This window comes from Streptomyces sp. NPDC086080 (genome assembly GCF_044540255.1).
Taxonomy (GTDB): domain Bacteria; phylum Actinomycetota; class Actinomycetes; order Streptomycetales; family Streptomycetaceae; genus Streptomyces.
Window position 1 is genome coordinate 144,142 of record NZ_JBITRU010000013.1, and the last position, 19,932, is coordinate 164,073.

The window sequence follows — 19,932 nt, forward strand, 5'->3', positions numbered from 1 at the left end:
ATCGATGTCCGAGGTGGGCGCTATTTTTGATGCCGATCGTCACGGTACGTGCGCCCGGTCGCCACCGGGGGCACGCACCGGCGGTCCCGGTACCCGACTTGTCCGAAAGGTCCTCGTGAAGCCCACCCTGGCCGCCGCGCAGCTCCGCGGCAGTCTGACGCAGTACCTCACGACGACGTACGCACTGGCCGACGAGGACACGCGGCTCGCGCTGGAGCGGTTTCTCGAGGACCCCGAGACGGGGATCTTCCGGGGGCCGTACCTGCGGATCAGGACGCCGTTCCATCCGGCCGGTGACGGGTGGCGGGCCGCGCTGGAGTGGCAGCCGGCGTTCACTCCGTGGCGGCACCAGGCGAAGGCGTGGGAGCGGCTGAGTACGTACCGGGGGGCGGCCGAGCCGACGCTCGTGACGACCGGCACCGGGTCCGGCAAGACGGAGTCGTTCCTGATCCCCGTGCTCGACCACTGCCGTCGGCAGAAGGCGCTGGGGCGGCGCGGGGTGAAGGCCGTCCTGCTGTATCCGATGAACGCGCTCGCCACTGACCAGGCGGGCCGTATCGGCGAGTACCTCGCGCAGCCGGAGCTGGCGCAGGTGACGGCCGGTCTCTACATCGGGGACAGACCGGACACCGACTTCCGGCGGGTGATGACGCGGCGCGAGGAGATGCGCCAGGCGCCGCCGGACGTGCTGATCACCAACTACAAGATGCTGGACCTGCTGCTCCAGCGGGCCGAGGACCGGCCGCTGTGGGAGGGCGCGGACCCGGCGTACGTGGTGCTGGACGAGTTCCACACCTACGACGGCGCGCAGGGCACGGACGTCGCGATGCTGCTGCGGCGGCTGGCGTCGGCCGTGGGCGCCTCGAAGCCGGAGCGGCCGCTCGGGTCGATCTGCCCGGTGGCGACCTCGGCGACCCTCGGTGAGGGCGGGGGCGACGGCAGCGGCATCCTCGCCGTCGCCGAGCAGGTGTTCGGCGTACCGTTCGGTCCGGACTCCGTGATCGGTGAGGAGCGGCTGAGCGCCGACGACTTCGTCGGTGACATCGACTACGAGCTGCCCGAGCCCCCCGACCCCAAGGAGGTCATCGAGGTCTCCGGCGGGCCGGGCGTCGAGTCCGCCCCGGACCGGCTCGACCTGGACGGGCTCGCCGAGCGGCTGCTGGGGCGGCGCGGTCTGGACGCCTTCCAGATCGGAAGGCTGCTGCGGAAGCACGACTTCACCCACGGGGTGCTCGCCCTGCTGAACGGCGACCCGCTCGACGAGTGGGGGCTGCGGGACCGTATGGCCCGCTTCGGGTACGCGTGGGCGCGCACCGCGCGGGAGAGCCCGCGGCTCGCCCTGCAGGCGCTGTCGCGGTTCGTGGCGCTGCTGTCGTCCGCGCGGGACCCGGAGTCCGACGAGCGCCGGCCGCGTCCGCTGCTGCACATCGAGGCACATCTGTGGGTGCGGCCGGTGGGGCGGATCCTGAGCGGGGTGGGCGCCCGGCCGGAGTTCCGCTGGTACGAGGACGAGCGGACCGTCGCCCGGCGCTCCGCGCTCACCGCCGCGTCCGCGTCCGAGGAGTCGTCCGACAGCGACGAGTGGCCGACGGCGGACTCGCGGCGGCCCGAGTCGCTGCCCGGGTCGGACACCGTGCAGCGGCCGGCCCAGGCGCACCTGCCGGCGGTCTACTGCCGCGTGTGCGGGCGCTCGGGGTGGGCGGCGCTGTCCCCGGAGGCCGATCCGCAGAAGCTGGAGACCGGCCCGCTGAAGATCTGGCAGGCCTCCGTCGGGCGCGACAAGCGCCGGCTGCGGTACTTCATCTCGGCGACACCGGCCGAGGCGCGCGACGCCCTCGCGGCCCTCACCGGCAGCGCGCCGAAGGCGGCGGGCGGCGTGGACCCGCAGTCCGTGGTGGTGCTGGACGGCGCGCAGGGCACGTACCGGATGCCCGTCGCCGAGGACGGGGAGGGGTTGCAGGACGCCTGGTTCGCGCGGGCCGTCCTGGACAAGAAGACCGCCGACCAGGCCGCCAAGGACGACACCTGCCCGGCGTGCAACACCGACAACGGCATCCGCTTCCTCGGCACCGCGCTCGCCGCCCTGGCGTCCGCCACCGTCACCCAGCTGTTCACCGGCGGCCAGGAGATCGCGCTGGCGCCGGAGGAGCGCAAGACGCTGCTGTTCAACGACTCCACGCAGGACGCGGCGCACCGGGCCGGATACGTCGCCAACGCCTCGTACAAGTTCTCGCTGCGCTCCCTGCTCGCCCACCGGCTGGACGATGACGGCGCGGCGCTCCCCCTGAACGACCTGATCGGCGACGTCCTGGACGCCGTCGACGACCCGCAGACGCTGGCCGCGGTCGTCCCGCCGGACCTGCACGACGAACCGGGCGTGGACCGGCTGCTGTCGGGGCGCGGCACGGGCGACGCGCGGACCTGGAAGCTCATCGGGGAACGGCTCGCGTTCGCCACGGTCATGGAGTTCGGGCTGCGCTCCCGCCTCGGGCGCACCCTGGAGCTGACCCGGACCACGGCCGCCGAGGTGGTGATCGCCGACCCGGAGCGGATCGTCGCGCTCGCCCGCGACCTGCACCTCACGCTGCCGGGACAGCTCGGCCTGGACGGCGGCCTGCCCACGCCCGACCGCTATCTGGCCCATGTACGGGGCTTGTTGGAGCGGATGCGGCTGCGCGGCGGCGTCCGGCACCGGTGGCTGGACACCTGGATCAGGGAAGCCGGTGTCAACCAGTACCTCATCTCCGGGCGGCGGCCGGAGGGGATGCCCGCCTTCCCCGAGGGGTATGTGGCGCCGCCGCGGTTCCTGCTCGCCGGGCCGAAGGAGAAGACCAAGTTCGACACCATCACCGGGCGCGGCAACTGGTACCAGGACTGGACCCGGCGCTGCCTCGGTCTGGACGCCCAGCAGGCGACCGAGTACCTGCGGCGGCTGCTGCCGGTCCTCGCCGACGAGGGCGTGGTGTCGGCCCGCACCGCCAAGGACCGCACCACCCGCGTGTACGGGCTCCAGCCGGGCCACGTCCAGGTGCGGCTCCTGGCCGACGACCTGGTCAACAAGGCGTTCGTGTCCTGCGAGGAGTGCGGCTGGCAGCAGGTCGTGCCCCCCGAGCGGCGCACCCGCTGGTACGGGCACCCCTGCCCGCGCTGGCGCTGCACAGGCTTCCTCACGCCTCCCCAGTACGGCATGTCGTCGACCGGGGCGGGCAGCGGCGGCTTCGGCGGAAAACTGGAGCGTGACTACCGCGAGGACTACTACCGGCGGCTGTATCTGACCGGCGGCACCTACCGGGTCGTCACCGCCGAGCACACCGGCATGCTGACCCGGCCCGAACGGGAGCGCGTCGAGCGGACGTTCCGGCAGGGCGTGCACTACACCGACCCCAACGTGCTGTCCTGCACGCCCACACTGGAGCTGGGCATCGACATCGGCGACCTGTCGGCGGTGCTGCTCGGCTCGCTGCCGGGCGGCCCGGCCAACTACGTGCAGCGCGCCGGGCGCGCCGGGCGGCGGACCGGCAACGCCCTGGTGGTCGCCTTCGGCGGGCGGCGGGCCCGCGACCGGTACTACCTGGACGACCCGGCCGAGATGATCGCCGGTGACATCGTGCCGCCGGGCTGCTACCTGTCGGCCGTGGAGATCCTGCGCCGCCAGTACACGGCCCATCTGCTGGACCGGGCGGCCCGCGGGGAACTGACCACGTCGGACGGCGAGGCGCTCATGCCCGTGCCGCGCCTGTCGTCGGCGCTGTTCGGCACGACCGGCTGGTGCCAGGACCTGTCGGACGCGGCGCTCACCCACGGGGCCCGGCTGGCCGAGGAGTTCCTGGCACTGTTCCCGCAGGCGCCGGGCGGCCCCGACGACGACCGGGGCGTCTCCGCGCACGCCGCCGACGAGCTGCGCGCGTACGCCACCGGCGGCATCGCCCGCACCCTGGCCGAGGCCGACGAGGAGTGGACGGCGCGCCGCGAGGAACTGCGCCGCCGTATCGCCGCCATCGACACGGCGGTGGACGGGCTGCTCGCCGAGGACCGCGAACAGGGCGCCGAGCGGCGCGAGTTGCTTGCGGAACGGCGCGCGACGGGCGAACTGCTGCGCCAGCTGAGCCAGACGAGCGCGCACGGCGCCCTCGTCGAACTCGGCCTGCTGCCCAACTACAGCCTCACCGACACCACGACGTCCCTGGAGGCCACGCTCTACTGGAAGGAGGCCGCCGGCGGCGACGAGGGCGCGGAGGATTCGGAGGGCTCCGGGGCGTCCGAGGCCGGTGACGACGAGCGCCGGGAGTGGGTGTACCGCAGCGAGATGCGCGACTACGAGCGCTCCCGCAAACTCGCCCTGACCGAACTCGCGCCCGGCAACAGCTTCTACGTCAACGGCTACCGGCACGTCGTACGCGCCCTCGACATCGGCAGCCCGGAGCGGCGCGCCTGGTCGGTGTGGCGGCTCTGCCCGTCCTGCGGATACGCGCGCACCCACGGCGACCCGAAGAACGACACCTCGCCGTGCCCGCGCTGCGGCTCCCGGGAGATCGCCGACGCGGGCTGTGTGCACCACGTACTGGAGCCCCGCCGCGTCACCTCCCGCGACAAGCGGGACGACGCCCGGGTGCGCGACGACCGCGACGAGCGGGACCGCAGGCGCTACGCGGTGCTCACCACCGTCGACATCGACCCGGCGCACCTGGCGGCCGGATCGTGGCGGCACGACACCGCGGTCTTCGGCGCCGACTTCACCCGCAGGGCCGTCGTGCGCACCCTGAACCTGGGCATCGACCGGCAGGACGGCAGCAGCACGGTCGCGCTGGCCGGGGACGACGTACGGCTCAACCCCTTCTACGTGTGCACGAGTTGCGGCGGCGCGACCGCCGACGGACGGCCGGTCGTCGACCAGTCGCAGCACGCGCTCACCGCGTCCCTCGCCCAGTCCACCCGGGCCAGCGCCCACCACCAGCTGTGGTGCCCGCGCCGACGGCTGCGCGGCAGCGCGGAGGCGCAGGGCGCCGGACAGGACGTACCGCTGCTGCTGGCGCACGAGCTGACCACCGAGGCCGTCCGCATCCTGCTGCCGGCGTCCGTGGCGCGGGCCAGGGAGCGGCTCGCCTCGTTCACCGCCGCCCTGTTCGCGGGCATAGCCGCCCGCTACGGCGGCGACCCCGACCACATCGACATCACGGCCGCGTCCATGCCGGACGGCGAGGACCGCGACTGGCCCCGCCGGTTCCTCGTGGTCTACGACCGGCTGCCCGGCGGCACCGGATACCTGCACCGCCTGGCGACCTCCGACGGCTTCCGCGAGGTCCTGCTGAAGGCGCGGGAGGTGATCGAGAGCTGCGGCTGCCTGGAGAAGGGCCTCGACGGCTGCCACCGCTGTCTGCTGCGCCGCGTCCCGCCGGGCGACTACGACAAGGTCAGCCGCAACGAGGTCCGGCAGATGCTGGACGAACTGCTCGGCGCGGACGGCGAACGCTGGGCCACCTCCCCCGTCACCACCACCCAGCACATCCCGATGCACCAGCAGGCCGAGAGCGACCTCGAGGTCCTGTTCATCGACACGCTGCGGGAGTGGGCCGCCCTGCCCGAGAGCCGCGCCAGCGGCGACGCCTACATCACCCCCGCCGGCACCCACGCGCTCGACCTGCGGCTGACCGCCGCCGACGGCACCACACTGAGCTGGCGGGTGTCACAGCAGCGGGTCCTCGACGGCACCCGGCCCGACGTCCTCTTCGAACGGGTCGACGCGCCCGGCCCACGCGTGGCGCTCTACCTGGACGGCTACGAGTTCCACGCCGGACGCGCGCACAACCGGGCCGGTGACGACGCCGACAAGCGCACCGGGCTGCGCGCGGAAGGGCTGCGGGTCTTCCAGCTCACCTACGGCGACGTACAGGACTGGCGGCGCCGCGTCCAGGACACCGGCCGGGCGGGCGCGGGACCGGCCGACCCGGTGTGGGAACCGTACGGGGACACGGCCCGTACCAAGGCCCGCGCGTACTACGAAAGGGCGCGGGGCGGGCTGCCCGGGGAACTCGCGGAGACGGTGTGGGTCAACCCGGCCGAGCAGCTCGTGGAGTACCTGCGCCGGCCGGACGCGCGGCGCTGGCAGTGGCGGGCGGAGGCGGCCCTGGCCGGATTCATGGGCGCCGGGACCCGCCCGGTCGCGCTGCCGCCGGACGCGCTGGGAGAACAGATCACGGCGGCGCTGCGCGGCGGAAGTCCGTCGGGACCGCCCGGCCCGGTGCAGCTGTTCGCGGTGACCGACCGTTCGGAACTGCCGCTGGTGTGCGCCGCCGACGGCCGGGTGACACCCCCAGCGTGGACGGGCATCGTCCTCCTCGACGACGCGCCCGGCGTCCACGCCCGGGAGGAGGCGCACAAGCGCCGCTGGCGGGCCTGGCTGTACTGGTCCAACCTGCTGCAGTTCCTCGACACCGGCGGGGGTGACGCCGTACAGCTCACGACGAGCCGTCTCGACGCGTTCCCCGTCGAGATCCTGGCGGCGACGGGCGGCGGCGGCGTCCTGGAGAGCGTCCGCGTCACACTCGCCGGCGAGGTGGCGGCGCCGGGCGGGGGCGCGCCGGGCGGGGTTCCGGGCAAGGACAGTCGGGGCGGGGACACTCCCCCGCCGGCCGGGGTCGTACCGCCCGCGACGTCCGCGCAGCGCGCGCGGCCCGCGCCGTCGGCGCCCGCGACCGCAGGGGTGTCCGGCGCGGATGGCGTCCCGCCCGTCCGGGACGCGGCGTGGGACCGGGTCGTCGAGTACCTCGACCCGGACGAGCCCGGCCTGCTCGCACTCGCCGAAACCCTCGCCTCGCGTGGCGTCCCGGCCCCCGAGGACGGCTACGAACTCGACTCGGACGGCGGCTGGCTCGCCGAACTGGCCTGGCCCGGCGCACGCGTCGGCGTCGTCCTCGCGCCGCGCCCGCCGGACGGCGAGGACTCCGACCCGGAGGCCGCCGACCGGGACCGTGCGTTCGCCGCGGCCGGCTGGGACGTACGCCCCGCCGCCGACTGGACCGCCGGGGACCTCGCCGACCGCCTCGACGGCACACCGCCCGCGGAGGACACCAGCGACATGACGAACACGACGGACGCGACGGACGCGACGGACAACGGGGGGAACGGACAGCCGTGACCGGCAAGAACGTGACACTGCGCCTGCTCGACAAGGCGGACCGGGAGATCCTCAAGCTCCCCCGCCCGGTCAAGGGCGCGATCTACGACTTCCAGCACAAGTTCAAGACCAACCCCGACTCCGCGGGCCTGCGCCTCAAGCAGTTGCAGGGGCACGACAAGCTGCACTCGGCCCGCGTCAACGACGAGTACCGCGCGCTGCTGCTGCGGCTGGCCGACGACGACTGGCTGATCGTCTCGGTCAAGCACCGCAAGGACGTGTACGCGCACCTGGACCGGCTCACCTACTCGGTCAACCGGGTCACCGGCGGCATCGAGTACGTGGACCTCCAGGTCGTACAGGAGGAGGTGCTCGCCCCCGCGGTCCCGCCGGCACCCGAGCACGCACCGCGCGTCGAGCCCGAACCCGCCGCCCCTGCCGCTGGACCGGCCGCCGAGCCGGCCGCCGCCGAACCGCTGTTCGCGCAGTGGTCGGAGCAGGAGCTGACCGACCTGGGCGTGGCCCCCTCCCTCGTCCCGGTGGTCGCCGCCCTGACGACCGAGGACCAGCTCCTCGGCCTCGTCGAGTACGCGCCGCAGCTCACCGGCGAGGTGCTGCTGGCGCTGTACGACGGCAAGGCGTACGACGACGTCCTGGACCAGGTCACCACCCCCGTCACGGCACCGGAACCCGTGGACACGGAGGACTTCAGGGCTGCTGTCGAACGTCCCGCCACCATCGTCACCACCACCGACGACGCACTGCGCGAGGCGCTGGAGGGCGAGGACTTCGGACGCTGGAAGGTGTTCCTGCACCCCACCCAGGCCAAGCTGGTCACCCGCGACTACAGCGGTCCCGCGCGCGTGGGCGGCGGGCCCGGCACCGGCAAGACGATCGTGGCGCTGCACCGGGTCAGGCACCTCGTGGAGCGGCTCCCGGCCGGCCGCACCAAGCCGGTCCTGCTGACCACGTACAACAAGAACCTCGCGGCGGACCTGCGGTCCCGGCTGCTGGCGCTCGGCGGTGAGGCGCTGTTGTCCCGCGTCGAGATCAGTCACGTCGACCAGCTCGCGCTGCGCACGGTCCGGGAGGCGGAACCGGGCAACCGCAAGCGCATCGTCGACGAGGCGCAGGCCGTCCGCGAATGGCGCTCGCTCCTCGACGAACTCGGCGAGGACGGCTGGGACGCGGAGTTCCTGCACGACGAGTGGACGCAGGTGATCCTCGGCCAGGCGGTGACCTCCCGCACGGACTACTTCCGGGCCCGCCGCGCCGGACGCGGACGTACCGTCACCCGTGCCGAGCGCGCCGGGATCTGGCAGCTCGCCGAGCGGTTCGTCCAGCGTCTGGACCGGATCGGAGTCCAGACGTGGGACCAGATCGCGGAGCGCGCGGCGCAGTTGGAGGCAGGACGCGCCCGGCGGATCCAGGACATCGACCGCCGGAGGGAGGAGGCGGGCGGCCTCGACAACGTGCACGTGGCCGACGGCTCGGGCGGCTGGCTGCGCTACCGGTACCGGCACATCGTCGTCGACGAGGCCCAGGACCTGCGGCCCGCGCACTGGAAGATGCTGCGCGCGATGACCGCCCCGGACCGCAACGACCTCTTCCTGGTCGGCGACACCCACCAGCGCATCTACAAGAACCAGGTGACCCTGGGCAGCCTCGGCATCAACATCCGCGGCCGGTCCTCGAAGCTGTCGCTGAGCTACCGCACCACCCGGCAGATCCTGCGCTCCGCGCTCAACGTGCTCGGCGACGAGACGTACGACGACCTCGACGGCAGCGCCGAGACCCTGGCCGGGTACCGGTCAGTGCTCAGCGGCGGCGTACCGGACCTGCACCGGCTGCCCGACTGGGCGGACGAACGGGAGGCGATCACCGCGCTGATCGAGTCCTGGGGGCAGGTGCCGCACGAGCAGATCGCCATCGCCGTGCCGACCAACGACATGGCGCGCGAGGTCGCGTACACGCTGCGGCAGCACGGCATCATGGCGCAGGAGATCGGTCCGGACGGTCCCGTCGGCGACAGCGGCGTCCACATCGGCACGATGTTCCGGTTCAAGGGACTGGAGTACCAGCGCATGATCATCGCGGCGGTGACCGACGGACTGGTTCCCCGCGCCGACATCCAGCGGCTGCGCACCACGGACCCGGCGCGGCACCGGAGGGAGATGCAGCGCGCCCGGTCCCTGCTCTTCGTGGCGGCCACGCGCGCCCGGGACAGCCTGGACGTCTTCTGGCACGGCGAGCCGAGCCCGTTCCTCGGGGAACTGCTCGATGACCGCCCCCCGGCCGCGGCGTGATCCGGCCCACGGGGGCGGCCCCGGCTCACGGGGCATGACCCGGGCCCGGTGGAACACCGCAGCTCACGACGCGGTGACGGCCCCGGCTAACGGGGCATGACCGGGGCCTGAGGCACGAGGAACGGACGCCGGGGGTCCTCCGGCGGCATCCGGCGGGTCGCGAACGCCGGGTCGGGGGCGGGCAGATGGGGGGCGAGGGCCGCGTAGACCTCCGCCGCACCGCCGGGACGGTCCTCGGGGCGCTTGGCGAGCAGCGCGTGCACCAGGTCCTGAAGCGCGGCCGGGGCGTCGACACCGTCGTCGGCGAAGCGGGGCGGGGGCGCGGTGAGGTGCCGGGTCACCAGGTCGGCGGGACCGGGGCCGTCGAAAGGAGGCCGTCCGGTGAGCATGTGGTGCAGCAGACACCCCACCGCGTACAGGTCGCTGCGACCGTCCAACATCCTGTCCCCGGACAGGAGTTCGGGCGAGGCGTAGGCGACGTTGCCGACCGTCTCGCCGGTCATGGTGAGCTGCGGATCGGCGTCCGAGAGGACCTTCACCAGACCGAAGTCGAGAATCTTCACCAGGCCGCTGGCGCGGACCATGACGTTCTGGGGCTTGAGATCGCGATGGACGAGCCCGGCCGCGTGCGCGGCGGAGAGCCCCGAGCACAGTTGCGCGGCCACGGACACCGCGGCGGCGGTGGACAGCCGCCCGTCGTCCGCGCAGTCGATCACGTTGTCGAGGGTCGTCCCGTCGACGAGCTGCATCACCAGACAGCAGAAGTCCTCGGTGAGGGCCGCGTCGTACACGGTGGTGATGTTGGGGTGGTCCAGCCGGGCGGCGGTCTTGGCCTCCCGCTCGAAGCGGCCCAGGGCGGTGCGGCGCCGGTCCGCCGGAGCCAGCAGCTCCGCTGCCACGGTCTTCACCGCCACGGGCCGCTCCAGATACACGTCCGTCCCCTCCCAGACATGCCCCATGGCCCCCCTGCCCAGCACCCGGTCCAGCCGGTACCTGCTCCGCAGCACCTTGCCCGCGGCGAACTGCTCCACGTTCACTTCCTTCGATGAGCCCCAGTCGGACGCCGATACCCGCCCAGCCTGGCAGATACACGGAACCGGCAGCGCCGGGGGGAGGGAACGCTCCCGGCCGACGACGAACCCCTGCCCCGCGGAACTGTTCCGCTCCTCTTCGACGTGCCCGGCTCGCACCGGGCCGCGCAGCCCGGCAGCCGGCCGCGCACCTGGGAGACGACAGCCGGCCCGGACGGTCCATCAGTCGGCCGGAGGTCCGGTGAAGGCGACCAGGTGGTCCCCGTGGAGCACGACGACGGCACCGCAGTCGCACGCGCAGTACTCCACTTCGGTGTCGGACGTCCGGTGATGGGACAGCAGGTGCCAGGTGGGCCGGCGCAGATCGGCGGCACAGCCCCAGTCCCTCAGCGGGCAGGAGTCCCGGTCCGCCGGTTCCGGAGGGTCGTCCGCCGCGGCGGACGGCTCAGCGGTGGCCGGGTCCGGAGCGGCTGAGTGCGTCATCGGTGTCGCCCCCCTTCGACGGGGCCGCGTCCCCTGCCGGCGGGACGGGCTCGGGCAGCATGCGGAAGAACAGCCAGCCGAGGACGGGCATCAGCACGAGCGGGGCCAGCGCGGTGCGCAGTGAGGTCGCGTCGGCCAGGTTCCCGATCAGCGGGCCGGCCAGGCCGCCGACACTGACGGTCAGGCCGAGGGTGACGCCGGCGGCGGTGCCCACGCGGGAGGGCAGGTAGTCCTGACCGAGGGTGAGGATCAGGGAGAACGGCACGTACAGGCTCGTCGACGCCAGTGCCACGAACGGGTACAGCGCCGGACCGGGTGCGAGGAGCAGGCCCGGCACGGACACGGCGGTGAGCAGACAGGACCAGCGGCAGACGGCGACCCGGTCCCAGCGATGGGCCAGGGCCCCGCCCAGCACGGAGCCGACCGCGCCGCCGAGATAGAGCACGAACAGCGCCACGGTGCCCGCCGCCGTGCTGCCCCCCATGCGCTCGGTGGCGTACAGGGAGAGGAACGTGCTCAGTCCGGTGAAGACGACCGACCGACACACCACGGCCAGCGACAGCTTCACGAACGAGGCCATGTCGTCACTCCGGTCCGCCACGGCGGCGCCGCGTCCGGCACCGGTGTGCCGTTCCAGCGCCCTCAGCACGGGCAGGCACAGGACGGCGCCGACGAGCGCCGGCAGGACCAGGAACGGCGTCAGACGCAGGCCTCCGGTCGCGACGACCGTGGCGACCATGAGCGGGGCGAGTGCGAAGCCCAGGTTGCCGCCCAGGGAGAACCAGCCCATCGCGCGGTGGCTGCCCCCGCTCACGATCCGGGCCACCCGGGCGGACTCGGGGTGGTAGGCGGCCACGCCCACCCCGGAGACGGCCACGAAAGCGAGGGTCAGCGCGTAGGAGCCGCTGAGCCCACTCAGAGCGATACCCAGACCGCCCAGTAGCGTGCCGGTCGGCAGCAGCCAGGGCACGGGCCGGCGGTCGGTCAGCACGCCGAACACGGGCTGCGCCACCGAGGAGAGCAGGGAGGCCGCGAGCACGATGCCCGAGACCGCGGCGTAGCCGTAGGCGCGCTCGGCCGCGAAGAACGGCACCAGTGACGCCACAGCGCCCTGGTAGACGTCCACGCAGGCGTGACCGGCGGTCAGCAGGACGATCGATCGGTTCCTTCGCACCCCGTCATGGTGGGTCCCCGGCGAGGTGTCGTACTTCCGATAAACTGCCACGTGATGACGGAAATCCGCCACACGTCGACCGCGCCGACCCGCACGCAGCGGCTGGCGCCCGGCGCCGCGATCGACGCCCACCGGCACGACGACCACCAGATCGTCTACGCCGGCCGCGGGGTACTGGCCGTCACCACCGACGCGGGCTCCTGGGTCGCCCCCGCCAACCGCGCCATCTGGGTCCCCGCCGGCACCGTCCACGCCCACCAGGCGCACGGCGAGATCCAGTTGCACCTGCTGGGACTGCCCGCGGTCGTGAATCCGCTGGGCCTCGCCTCACCGACCGTCCTCGCCGTGGGCCCGCTGCTGCGCGAGCTGATCATCGCCTACACCCGCTCCCCGGGCGCCGTCGGTCCCGAGCGGGAGCGGTTGCACGCCGTGCTGCTCGACCAGTTGCGGGCCTCGCCGCAGGAACCGCTGCACCTGCCCACCCCGGCCGATCCCCTGCTGCGGAAGCTGTGCGACATTCTGCGCGCCGATCCGGCCGACGGGCGCACCCTGGCCGAGCTGGGCCGGGCCGTGGGGGCGAGCGACCGGACCCTGTCCCGGCTGTTCCACCGCGACCTCGGCATGACGTTCCCGCAGTGGCGCACCCAACTGCGCCTCCACCTCGCGCTGGTGCTGCTGGCCGAGGACATGCCGGTGACCGCGGTCGCGCACCGGTGCGGCTGGTCGTCGGCCAGTACCTTCATCGACGTGTTCCGCCGCGCCTTCGGCCACACACCCGGCGCTCATCCCGGAGGCTGAGGGCCCGACGCCGTCCCGGCCGGCTCCCGGCGGTCCGGGCACTCCAAGCACTCCGGGCAGCCGGGAGTCGGCTGATGTCGGGCGTCGGGCGTCGGACCGTGAGCGCACGCAACGCCTGAGCAGTGGTTCAGGGCTCAACCGCGTGTCCTCACGGTCGGAGACCCGCGGCGCGCCGGCGCGTCACGGCGTCGGTGGCGGCGTCGTCCGGCAGTCGGGGACGCCGTCGAGCCATGCCGCTCCCTTGATGTAGATGTTGGTCATCCACGCCCTGTAGTCCGGCAGGTAGGACCACACGTCGTTGGTGTATCCGTCGGAGGTGACTGTTTCGGCGTGCTTCTGGCAGTGGACGCGGATGGTGGTGGAGTAGGGGAAGGCGTAGACGCGGGCGGCGGCGAGGGAGGGTTCGGCCTTGGTCCACACGTCGGTGCCCCAGGTCTGGTGGATGTGACCGGTGACCTGCCCGGTGTTGACGCGGACGGCGCCGAAGTAGCCGCCCAGGCGGACGTCGCTGACCATGAGCCTGGTGCCGGACTCCTTGGCCTCGACCATCTTGCCCGCGCCGAGGTAGATGGCGATGTGGTGCAGGTCCTTCGAGGTGCCCCAGGCGAGCAGGTCGCCCGGGAGCAGCGGGGCCAGGCCCTGGGCTGCGGTGAAGCGGGCGGCGGCGCGATGCGTGTAGTACTGCTGGCTCGCGACGCCGTTGAGGATGTCGGAGCCCGCCGCCTCGGCGTAGGCGTGGCGGACCAGGCCCGAGCAGTCGAACCCGAACCGTTCGGGGTCGTGTTCGCTGTCCGGGTCGGTCGGGTCGACCTGGCCATACGTGGGGCCCGGTTGGGGGCCGTGCCCGCCGCCCCAGGTGTACCAGGTGCCGGCCGCGACCTCGGCGCAGGCGGCGGCGATCGCACGTTCGGCCGCCGCGGAGGCTCCGGGTGCGAGCACCCCGCACGCCTCGGCGGCCGTGCGCTGCGCGGGCGTCGCGGTGCTCGGGGCGTTCGTCGTGCTCGCGGTGTTCGTCGTGCTCGCGGCGGCGGACACCGGCGCGCAGAGGAGGAAGGCGAGTAACGCGGTCAGTGTGCGGATGAGTTCGGTCCGGCGGACCATGCCAAGACCCCCGTTTCCGGTGGCTGTTCAGCTGTTCGGCTGATGAGAGTGGTCGCACAGGAGCCTGCTGGCCGCGACGCGTGCCTGTCGAGATCCAGGTGTCGCCTCCTGCCGATGGGCAACGGGAAACACCCGGGAAACCCCCTTCGAGCGGCTGAGCCGCCGTCACCCCCGTCCGTCGCAGGCGGCCCCGTCGTCGGTGAGGCGGACACCGGGCAGGAGCTTCGCGCGCGCGTCCGCGTCGACGGTCGCGCGCAGTCGGCAGATCCGCTCCAGCCGGGCCTCGGGGTCGAGGTCCCACAGCCGTACGGTGCCGTCCGTGCCGGCGCTGGCCACCGTGCGCCCGCCGGGGGCGAAGGTCACGCTCCACACCGCGTCGGTGTGGCCCGTCAGCGTCGCCCACGGGCGCCGTCCCGCGACGTCCCACAGGCGCACCGTACGGTCGTTGCCGCTGCTGGCGAGCCTGCGGCCGTCGGGGGCGAAGGCGATGCCCCGGACGGAGCCGATGTGACCGGTCAGGACACCCGCGGAGCGGCGTGCGCGGACGTGCCACAGCCGTACGGTGCCGTCGTTGCCGCTGCTGGCCAGGGTCCGCCCGTCGGGGGCGAAGGTCACGCCGCGCACCGCGCCGGTGTGGCCGGTCAACATGCCGAGCGGGCGGATCGGGCGGTGCGGGGAGACGTCCCAGAGACGGACGGTCAGGTCGTCGGAGGCGCTCGCCAGAACCCGGCCGTCGGGGCTGAAGGCGACGCCGTTGACGTAGTCCCGGTGGCCGGTCAGCATCGCCCGCTGCGCGCGCTCCGCCACGTCCCACAGGCGCACCGTACGGTCGGAGCCCGCCGACGCGAGACTCCGGCCGTCGGGGGCGAAGGCGAGGGAGAAGACCTGCCCGACGTGGCCCGTCAGGGTCGCCAGCGGTTCCCGTGCGGCCACGTCCCACAGCCGGATCGTGCCGTCGGAACCCGCCGACGCCAGGATCCGCCCGTCGGGTGCGAAGGACACCGAGAAGACGGCCTCGGTGTGTCCCCGGAGCGTCGTCGGCAGCCGGCGTCGGCCCACCTCCCACAGGCGTACCGTGTGGTCGGCGTCGGCGGTGGCCATCAACCGGCCGTCGGGGCTGTACCGGGCCTGCCAGACCTCCGTGAAGGGACGGGCCCTCAGCACCGGGCCGCCGAGGTTCCACAGGACCACGGACCGGTCGAACCCGGCCGTGGCGAGCAGGGTGCCCCCGGAGGTCACGGCCACCCCCATCACGTAGTCGGTGTGACCGGCGAGCACGGCGGTCTGCCGGCGGCTGCGGACGTCCCACAGCCTGGTCGTCCCGTCGCCGACCGCGCCGACGACCGTGGCGCCTTCGTGCGTGTACGCGACGGCGTTGATGTCGTCGCTGCTCCCGGACAATGTCGCGCGGGGCCGGCCGTCGCGCACGTCCCACAGCCGTACGGTCCGGTCGACGCCTCCGGAGGCCACCTCCCTGCCGTCCGGGGAGAACGCCACACCCAGCACTTCGTCGGTGTGCCCCCTGAGCACGGTGGGGGGCCGGGTCCCCCGGCCGGTGGACCAGAGGCGCACGGTCCGGTCGGCTCCGCCGGAGACCAGGGTCCGGCCGTCGCGGGAGTGGTCCAGGGCGTTGACCGCCCCCTTGTGCCCGCTGAGCGTCGCGGTGAGGCGGGGCGTGCGCGCGGTGTCGTACACCTGGATCCGCCCCCCGGCGGTCGCGACGGCGAGCCGGTGCCCGCCGGGGGCGAAGGACAGCGCCCGCGCGCCCTTCGTGCCGGCAGCGAGCACGGCCCTTCGCCGGCGCTCGGTGATGTCCCAGAGGCTGACGGGCCCGTCCGTCGATGTCGCCGCGAGGGTGCGGCCGTCGGGGCTGAAGGCGATCGAACGGACTGGTCCGGACACGGCGAAGGAGGCGGTCGTACGGCGGTCCGACACCCGTCGCAGAGTGACCGTGCCGTCGGAACTGGCCGTCGCCAGGGAGCGGTCGTCCGGCGCGAAGGCCACCGCGTTGACCGGCCCTCGATGACCGCCCAGCCGGCCGGAGTAGGGCTGGGACTGCGTGCTCAACAGCGCACCGCGCGCCTCGACGGTGACGTGGGTCCGGTAGGCCTCGCCGGCCAGCAGCATCGACGCCTCCGGCCGGCCCCCGGCGAGCGCCGCGGACCGCACGGCGAGCGCCTGGGAACGCGCGACGCGTTCCTGATCGAGGGCGCTCTCGCGCTGCTGGTACGCGAGGCCGCCGGCGGTCACGGCGAGCCCCAGGAGGACGGCGAGCGTGGCGAACATCGACTGCCGGAGCCGGACCTGACGTCGTGCCTGCCGCTCATGGATCTCCTGCTCGGCCAGGCTCGCCCTGAGGAACGCCTCCTCGCCGGGTCCGAGCCGGCTCCAGCCGTCCAGTTCGTCGGCCCAGGAGCGCACGGTGCTCAGCCGGGTGCCGCGGTACAGCGCGGAGGGGTCACGTCCCTCGCGCTCCCATTCGCCGGCGGCGTAAGCGAGTTGCTGGTGCAGGAGCAGCCCGGCGCGGTCGGCGTGGATCCAGTCCCGCAGCCGTGGCCAGGCGTGCAGCAGGGCCTCGTGGGTGATCTCGACCGTGTCGCTGTCCATGGTGATCAGCCGGGCCCGTACGAAGGCGTCGAGCGCGGCGGACGTGCCGTCCGCGTCGGCGAACTGCTCCCTCAGGGCGGTCGCGTTCATCCGGCGGCGGGTCGCCCCGCCGCCGTCCGCGACGTACACGAGCCGGGACAGGACGCGCCGGATCGTCTTCTGCTCGGCCGGGTACAGCCGGGCGAACACGTGCTCGGCGGTCCGCGCGATCGCACCCCGGATCCCGCCGGCCCGCTCGTACCCGGCGACGGTCAGCACGGACCCCTCGCGGCGCTGCCAGGTGGCCAGCAGGGCGTGGGAGATGAGGGGGAGCACGCCGGAGGGTGCCACGTCGGCTCCGGAACCGGCGTCCGTCCCGCTGCTCCTCGGTGGTCCGTTCCGTTCGTCGCGCAGCTCACGCAGCTCGCGCAGCCCCGCGTCCCGCAGGAGCAGGGGCACCAGGCCCGGTTGGAGGGTCAGTCCGGCGAGTTCGGCGGGCCGGGTGATGGACTCCCGTAACTCCCCTACGGACATGGGCGGCAGCACGAACAACCCGTCGGTGAGAACGGGGGCGAGTTCGGGAAGGTCCAGACAGTCGCCGGTGAAGTCGGCCCGGACGCCGAGCACCACGACGGCGGGGCCGTGTGCGTGCTCCTCCTCCGGCCGGGGGGCCGCCAGCGCGCAGAGCACCCGGACGAAGGAGCGACGCTCGTCCTCGTCCGCGCAGAGGGTGAACAGCTCCTCGAACTGGTCGACGATCAGCACCAGTCGGCAGGGCGGGGGCCGGCGCGGGGGTTGTGTATCTCCTGGCGGTTCCGGTTCCGGTTCCGGCGGATCGCCCACCATCGCGCGTACGGCGTCCAGCAGTTCATCGGGATTTACGCGCACCTCCTCGACGGTGACGGCGAGGTCTCCGCCCACGGCTTTCGCCGTGCGTTCCAGGAGTTCCTCCAGGGGGCGCGCGGTGGGGGTGAACGTCACCACCGGCCACCGGCCGGTGCCGGGCATGGGGAAGTCGCCGCGCCGCAGGGCGGGTACCAGTCCGGCGTTGAGGAGGGACGACTTGCCGGCGCCCGAGGGGGCGACGAGCATGAGCGGACCGGTGCCCACCCGCTCGAAGACCCGTTCCACCAGTGCCGCAGTCGCGCGCTCGCGGCCGAAGAACCAGTCCGCGTCCTGCGGAGTGAACGCCGACAGGCCGCGGTACGGGCAGAGCGCATCGGACTGCCGCCCGCCGGTGCCGGTGGCAGCGATCTCGGCGCCGCTTCCACCGTCGGCGGGCGGGGGCGGTCCCTCCCGTACGAGCCTGAGCAACTCGCCCTCAGCGCCCAGGACCCGGTCACAGACACGGGCGACGTCGGCGGTCGCCCGTTTCGTACCGGTCTCGATCTTGCTGAGGTAGCCCTTGCTGTAGTGCGTCTGCCGTGCGAGGTCGGTCAGCGACAGGCCGCGTGCCTGTCTGAGCCGTCGTAGTTGCGCGGGGAAGGAGTGCGTGGTCGGCGCGTTCCGGTCCCGCTCGGTCCCGTGGTCGGCTTCGTGCCCCTGCTGCGGATCTCCCACGGAGTCCCCCATGCGGTGCGGCCGTGAGATGGCTGAAGCCCAGGCTACTGCCGGGGTGCTGAGGGCAGCCAAACCTTTTCACCCGATGTGGCGAAAACACGGACGTCCGGAACCATGGAACGGTTCCGGACGTCCGTCGCCGAGCGGGCGGATCAGGTCAGGTTGACCGCGCAGCCCCCGTTCACCCACCGGTGCGACCTGATGTTGTTGTTCACCGTCGGACCGGTGTTGAAGAAGTTGTCGGAGAGGTTGTCGGCGTACAGCTCGCCCGGCTGGAGGCAGGCGTGGCCTCCCGCGTAGTTCTCCAGGAAGTAGAACGCGACGATCGACAGGCTGCCGGTGAACCCGCGGTTCATGACCGACGAGGCCCTGTCGTTGGCGGAGCCCCAGTTCGTGCTGTTGCCCGGCGTGGCGATCAGCTGGGTGCCCTGGCAGTCGAAGCCGTCCCAGGCGTACATGTTGCCGTTGCGCGGCCCCCACTTGCTGTCGCAGCCGGGGCCGGCGACGGTGTTCTCGGACGCGTGGGCGGCGGTGGCGGGTGCGGCGAGGCCCAGGGCTGCGAGCCCGAGGACCGCCGCGGTGACGGTGAACTTGCGCATGATGTTTCCCCTCGTTGGTGTCACTGTTGATGCGTCGGAACGGGTGTGCCGTGCCGGTGGGCCGGCGCGCACCCGCGCCGTGGGGCGGTGTCCGCCCGTGCGCGACCTGGTCAGTCGCGCTCCGGAACGATGCGGACCGCCCGGTCGTAGGCCCGCTGACCGAGGTGCCGGTAGGTGTCGATGTCCTTGCCGAACCGGTCGCGCAGGCGGTCCAGGTGGTGCGTCTCCCGTGCCGTGGCCACGGCACGCAGGGAGGCCTTGCGGGCGCAGGCCGCGTCCGCGACGGCGGTCCTCCGCTCGGCGGCGAACGCCTCGTCCGCGCGGGCCTCGCCCAGCCGGCTGGTGCGGACGCGGACGGCTTCGCGGGCCGCCCAGGGATCCTCGTACGGCTGTCCCGCGTCCTTCATGCACCGCGCCCACGCTGTGACCGCGGCGACCAGCTGACGGTCGGTCATCAGTTGCTCCCCGTAGAGGGCGTTGAGGCCCGACACGGTCTTGCTCGTACGGAACCAGACGACCGGGTCGCCGTAGAGCGTGCGTTCGGCCTCCTCCGTGCAGCCCCCGAGGCGTTTGCGGATCTCTCCGCCGGCGGGCAGCGGCGCCCGGAGCGTCCTGGCGTCGTCGCCGCCGTCCAGCGCGGTGTCGAAGGCGGTGCGGCGCGTGCCGGAAAGGCTCTGCCGGTACGTGCCGTTGGGGTTGCGCTCGTGGACCCGCAGGCTTTTCGCCTCGATACGTCCCCCGTAACCGTGCGTGCGCGCCCACGCCACGTCGTCCTGCACGAAGCGCACCGGACGGCTCTCCTCGAGCGTCAGACCACGGTCCTCCCAGTAGGTGAAGCCCTGGCGCTCCATGCACTGCCTGATCAGACGCTGTTGCGCGTCGGCGACACGGAGTTCCTGTTGCCAGGTCAGCGCCGGGGGACGCGGCCGCGGATCCTGTTCAGCCCGGCGATCACCCCCGTCGCCCCCGCCGCCGCATCCGGTCGCGACGGCCGCCACGGCCACGCACAAGGACACGAGCACCCGCCTCATGACCCCGCCCCCCTTCACCGCCGCTTGCTGCCGGATTCAGAGTTGCCCCGCTGCCGGCGGAGGTCGACGGGTTTCCTGTTGCCCGCCGGTACGACCGGCCGGGAAACAAGGCGTGAGCAGGGGGAACGCGGGAGGAGAGGCAACGCGGT

General features: G+C 73.3%; 10 protein-coding genes. 3 read left to right on the forward strand and 7 right to left on the reverse strand.

The window, feature by feature from the left end:
• Positions 1-115: 115 nt before the first annotated feature.
• Positions 116-7,135 carry a DEAD/DEAH box helicase gene (locus tag ACIF9R_RS17985; protein WP_399980689.1) on the forward strand — a complete coding sequence of 2,340 codons (7,020 nt, stop codon included), beginning with the start codon at positions 116-118 and terminating at the stop codon, positions 7,133-7,135.
• Positions 7,132-9,420: a UvrD-helicase domain-containing protein gene (locus tag ACIF9R_RS17990; protein WP_399980692.1), complete on the forward strand. Its 2,289-nt coding sequence runs from the start codon at positions 7,132-7,134 to the stop codon at positions 9,418-9,420. The genes ACIF9R_RS17985 and ACIF9R_RS17990 overlap by 4 nt, the downstream gene beginning before the upstream one ends.
• 86 nt (positions 9,421-9,506) lie before the next feature.
• On the opposite strand, the gene ACIF9R_RS17995 is transcribed toward ACIF9R_RS17990, so the two are convergent.
• The 3 genes from ACIF9R_RS17995 to ACIF9R_RS18005 form a co-directional block, all read right to left on the reverse strand.
• Positions 9,507-10,451 (reverse strand): serine/threonine-protein kinase, encoded by a 945-nt coding sequence (locus ACIF9R_RS17995; RefSeq protein ID WP_399980694.1) that lies wholly within the window; start codon positions 10,449-10,451, stop codon positions 9,507-9,509.
• A gap of 222 nt (positions 10,452-10,673) precedes the next feature.
• A complete protein-coding gene (locus tag ACIF9R_RS18000) occupies positions 10,674-10,934 on the reverse strand; it encodes a hypothetical protein (RefSeq protein ID WP_399980697.1) in 261 nt (86 codons plus the stop codon).
• Positions 10,897-12,108, reverse strand: coding sequence for an MFS transporter (locus ACIF9R_RS18005; protein WP_399980700.1), 1,212 nt, complete (start codon positions 12,106-12,108; stop codon positions 10,897-10,899). The genes ACIF9R_RS18000 and ACIF9R_RS18005 overlap by 38 nt, the downstream gene beginning before the upstream one ends.
• 54 nt (positions 12,109-12,162) lie before the next feature.
• Between ACIF9R_RS18005 and ACIF9R_RS18010 the strand changes: the two genes are divergently transcribed.
• Complete coding sequence (locus ACIF9R_RS18010; protein WP_399980702.1) at positions 12,163-12,906, forward strand: AraC family transcriptional regulator; 744 nt, start codon at positions 12,163-12,165, stop codon at positions 12,904-12,906.
• Positions 12,907-13,086: 180 nt separating this feature from the next.
• On the opposite strand, the gene ACIF9R_RS18015 is transcribed toward ACIF9R_RS18010, so the two are convergent.
• The 4 genes from ACIF9R_RS18015 to ACIF9R_RS18030 form a co-directional block, all read right to left on the reverse strand.
• Entirely contained in the window at positions 13,087-14,007 is a 921-nt protein-coding gene (locus ACIF9R_RS18015; protein ID WP_399980704.1) for an NlpC/P60 family protein, read from the reverse strand.
• 165 nt (positions 14,008-14,172) lie between these two features.
• Positions 14,173-18,153, reverse strand: coding sequence for a helix-turn-helix domain-containing protein (locus tag ACIF9R_RS18020; RefSeq protein WP_399980707.1), 3,981 nt, complete (start codon positions 18,151-18,153; stop codon positions 14,173-14,175).
• A gap of 152 nt (positions 18,154-18,305) precedes the next feature.
• Entirely contained in the window at positions 18,306-18,752 is a 447-nt protein-coding gene (locus ACIF9R_RS18025; RefSeq protein WP_399980709.1) for a peptidase inhibitor family I36 protein, read from the reverse strand.
• A 110-nt stretch (positions 18,753-18,862) separates the two neighbouring features.
• Entirely contained in the window at positions 18,863-19,783 is a 921-nt protein-coding gene (locus ACIF9R_RS18030) for a hypothetical protein (protein WP_399980712.1), read from the reverse strand.
• Positions 19,784-19,932: the final 149 nt, after the last annotated feature.

Coding starts and splice junctions, on each gene's coding strand:
- ACIF9R_RS18000 (WP_399980697.1), bottom strand. CDS start 10,934: ATGACGCACTCAGCCGCTCCGGACCCGGCCACCGCTGAGCCGTCCGCC.
- ACIF9R_RS18010 (WP_399980702.1), top strand. CDS start 12,163: ATGACGGAAATCCGCCACACGTCGACCGCGCCGACCCGCACGCAGCGG.
- ACIF9R_RS18015 (WP_399980704.1), bottom strand. CDS start 14,007: ATGGTCCGCCGGACCGAACTCATCCGCACACTGACCGCGTTACTCGCC.
- ACIF9R_RS18025 (WP_399980709.1), bottom strand. CDS start 18,752: ATGCGCAAGTTCACCGTCACCGCGGCGGTCCTCGGGCTCGCAGCCCTG.
- ACIF9R_RS18030 (WP_399980712.1), bottom strand. CDS start 19,783: ATGAGGCGGGTGCTCGTGTCCTTGTGCGTGGCCGTGGCGGCCGTCGCG.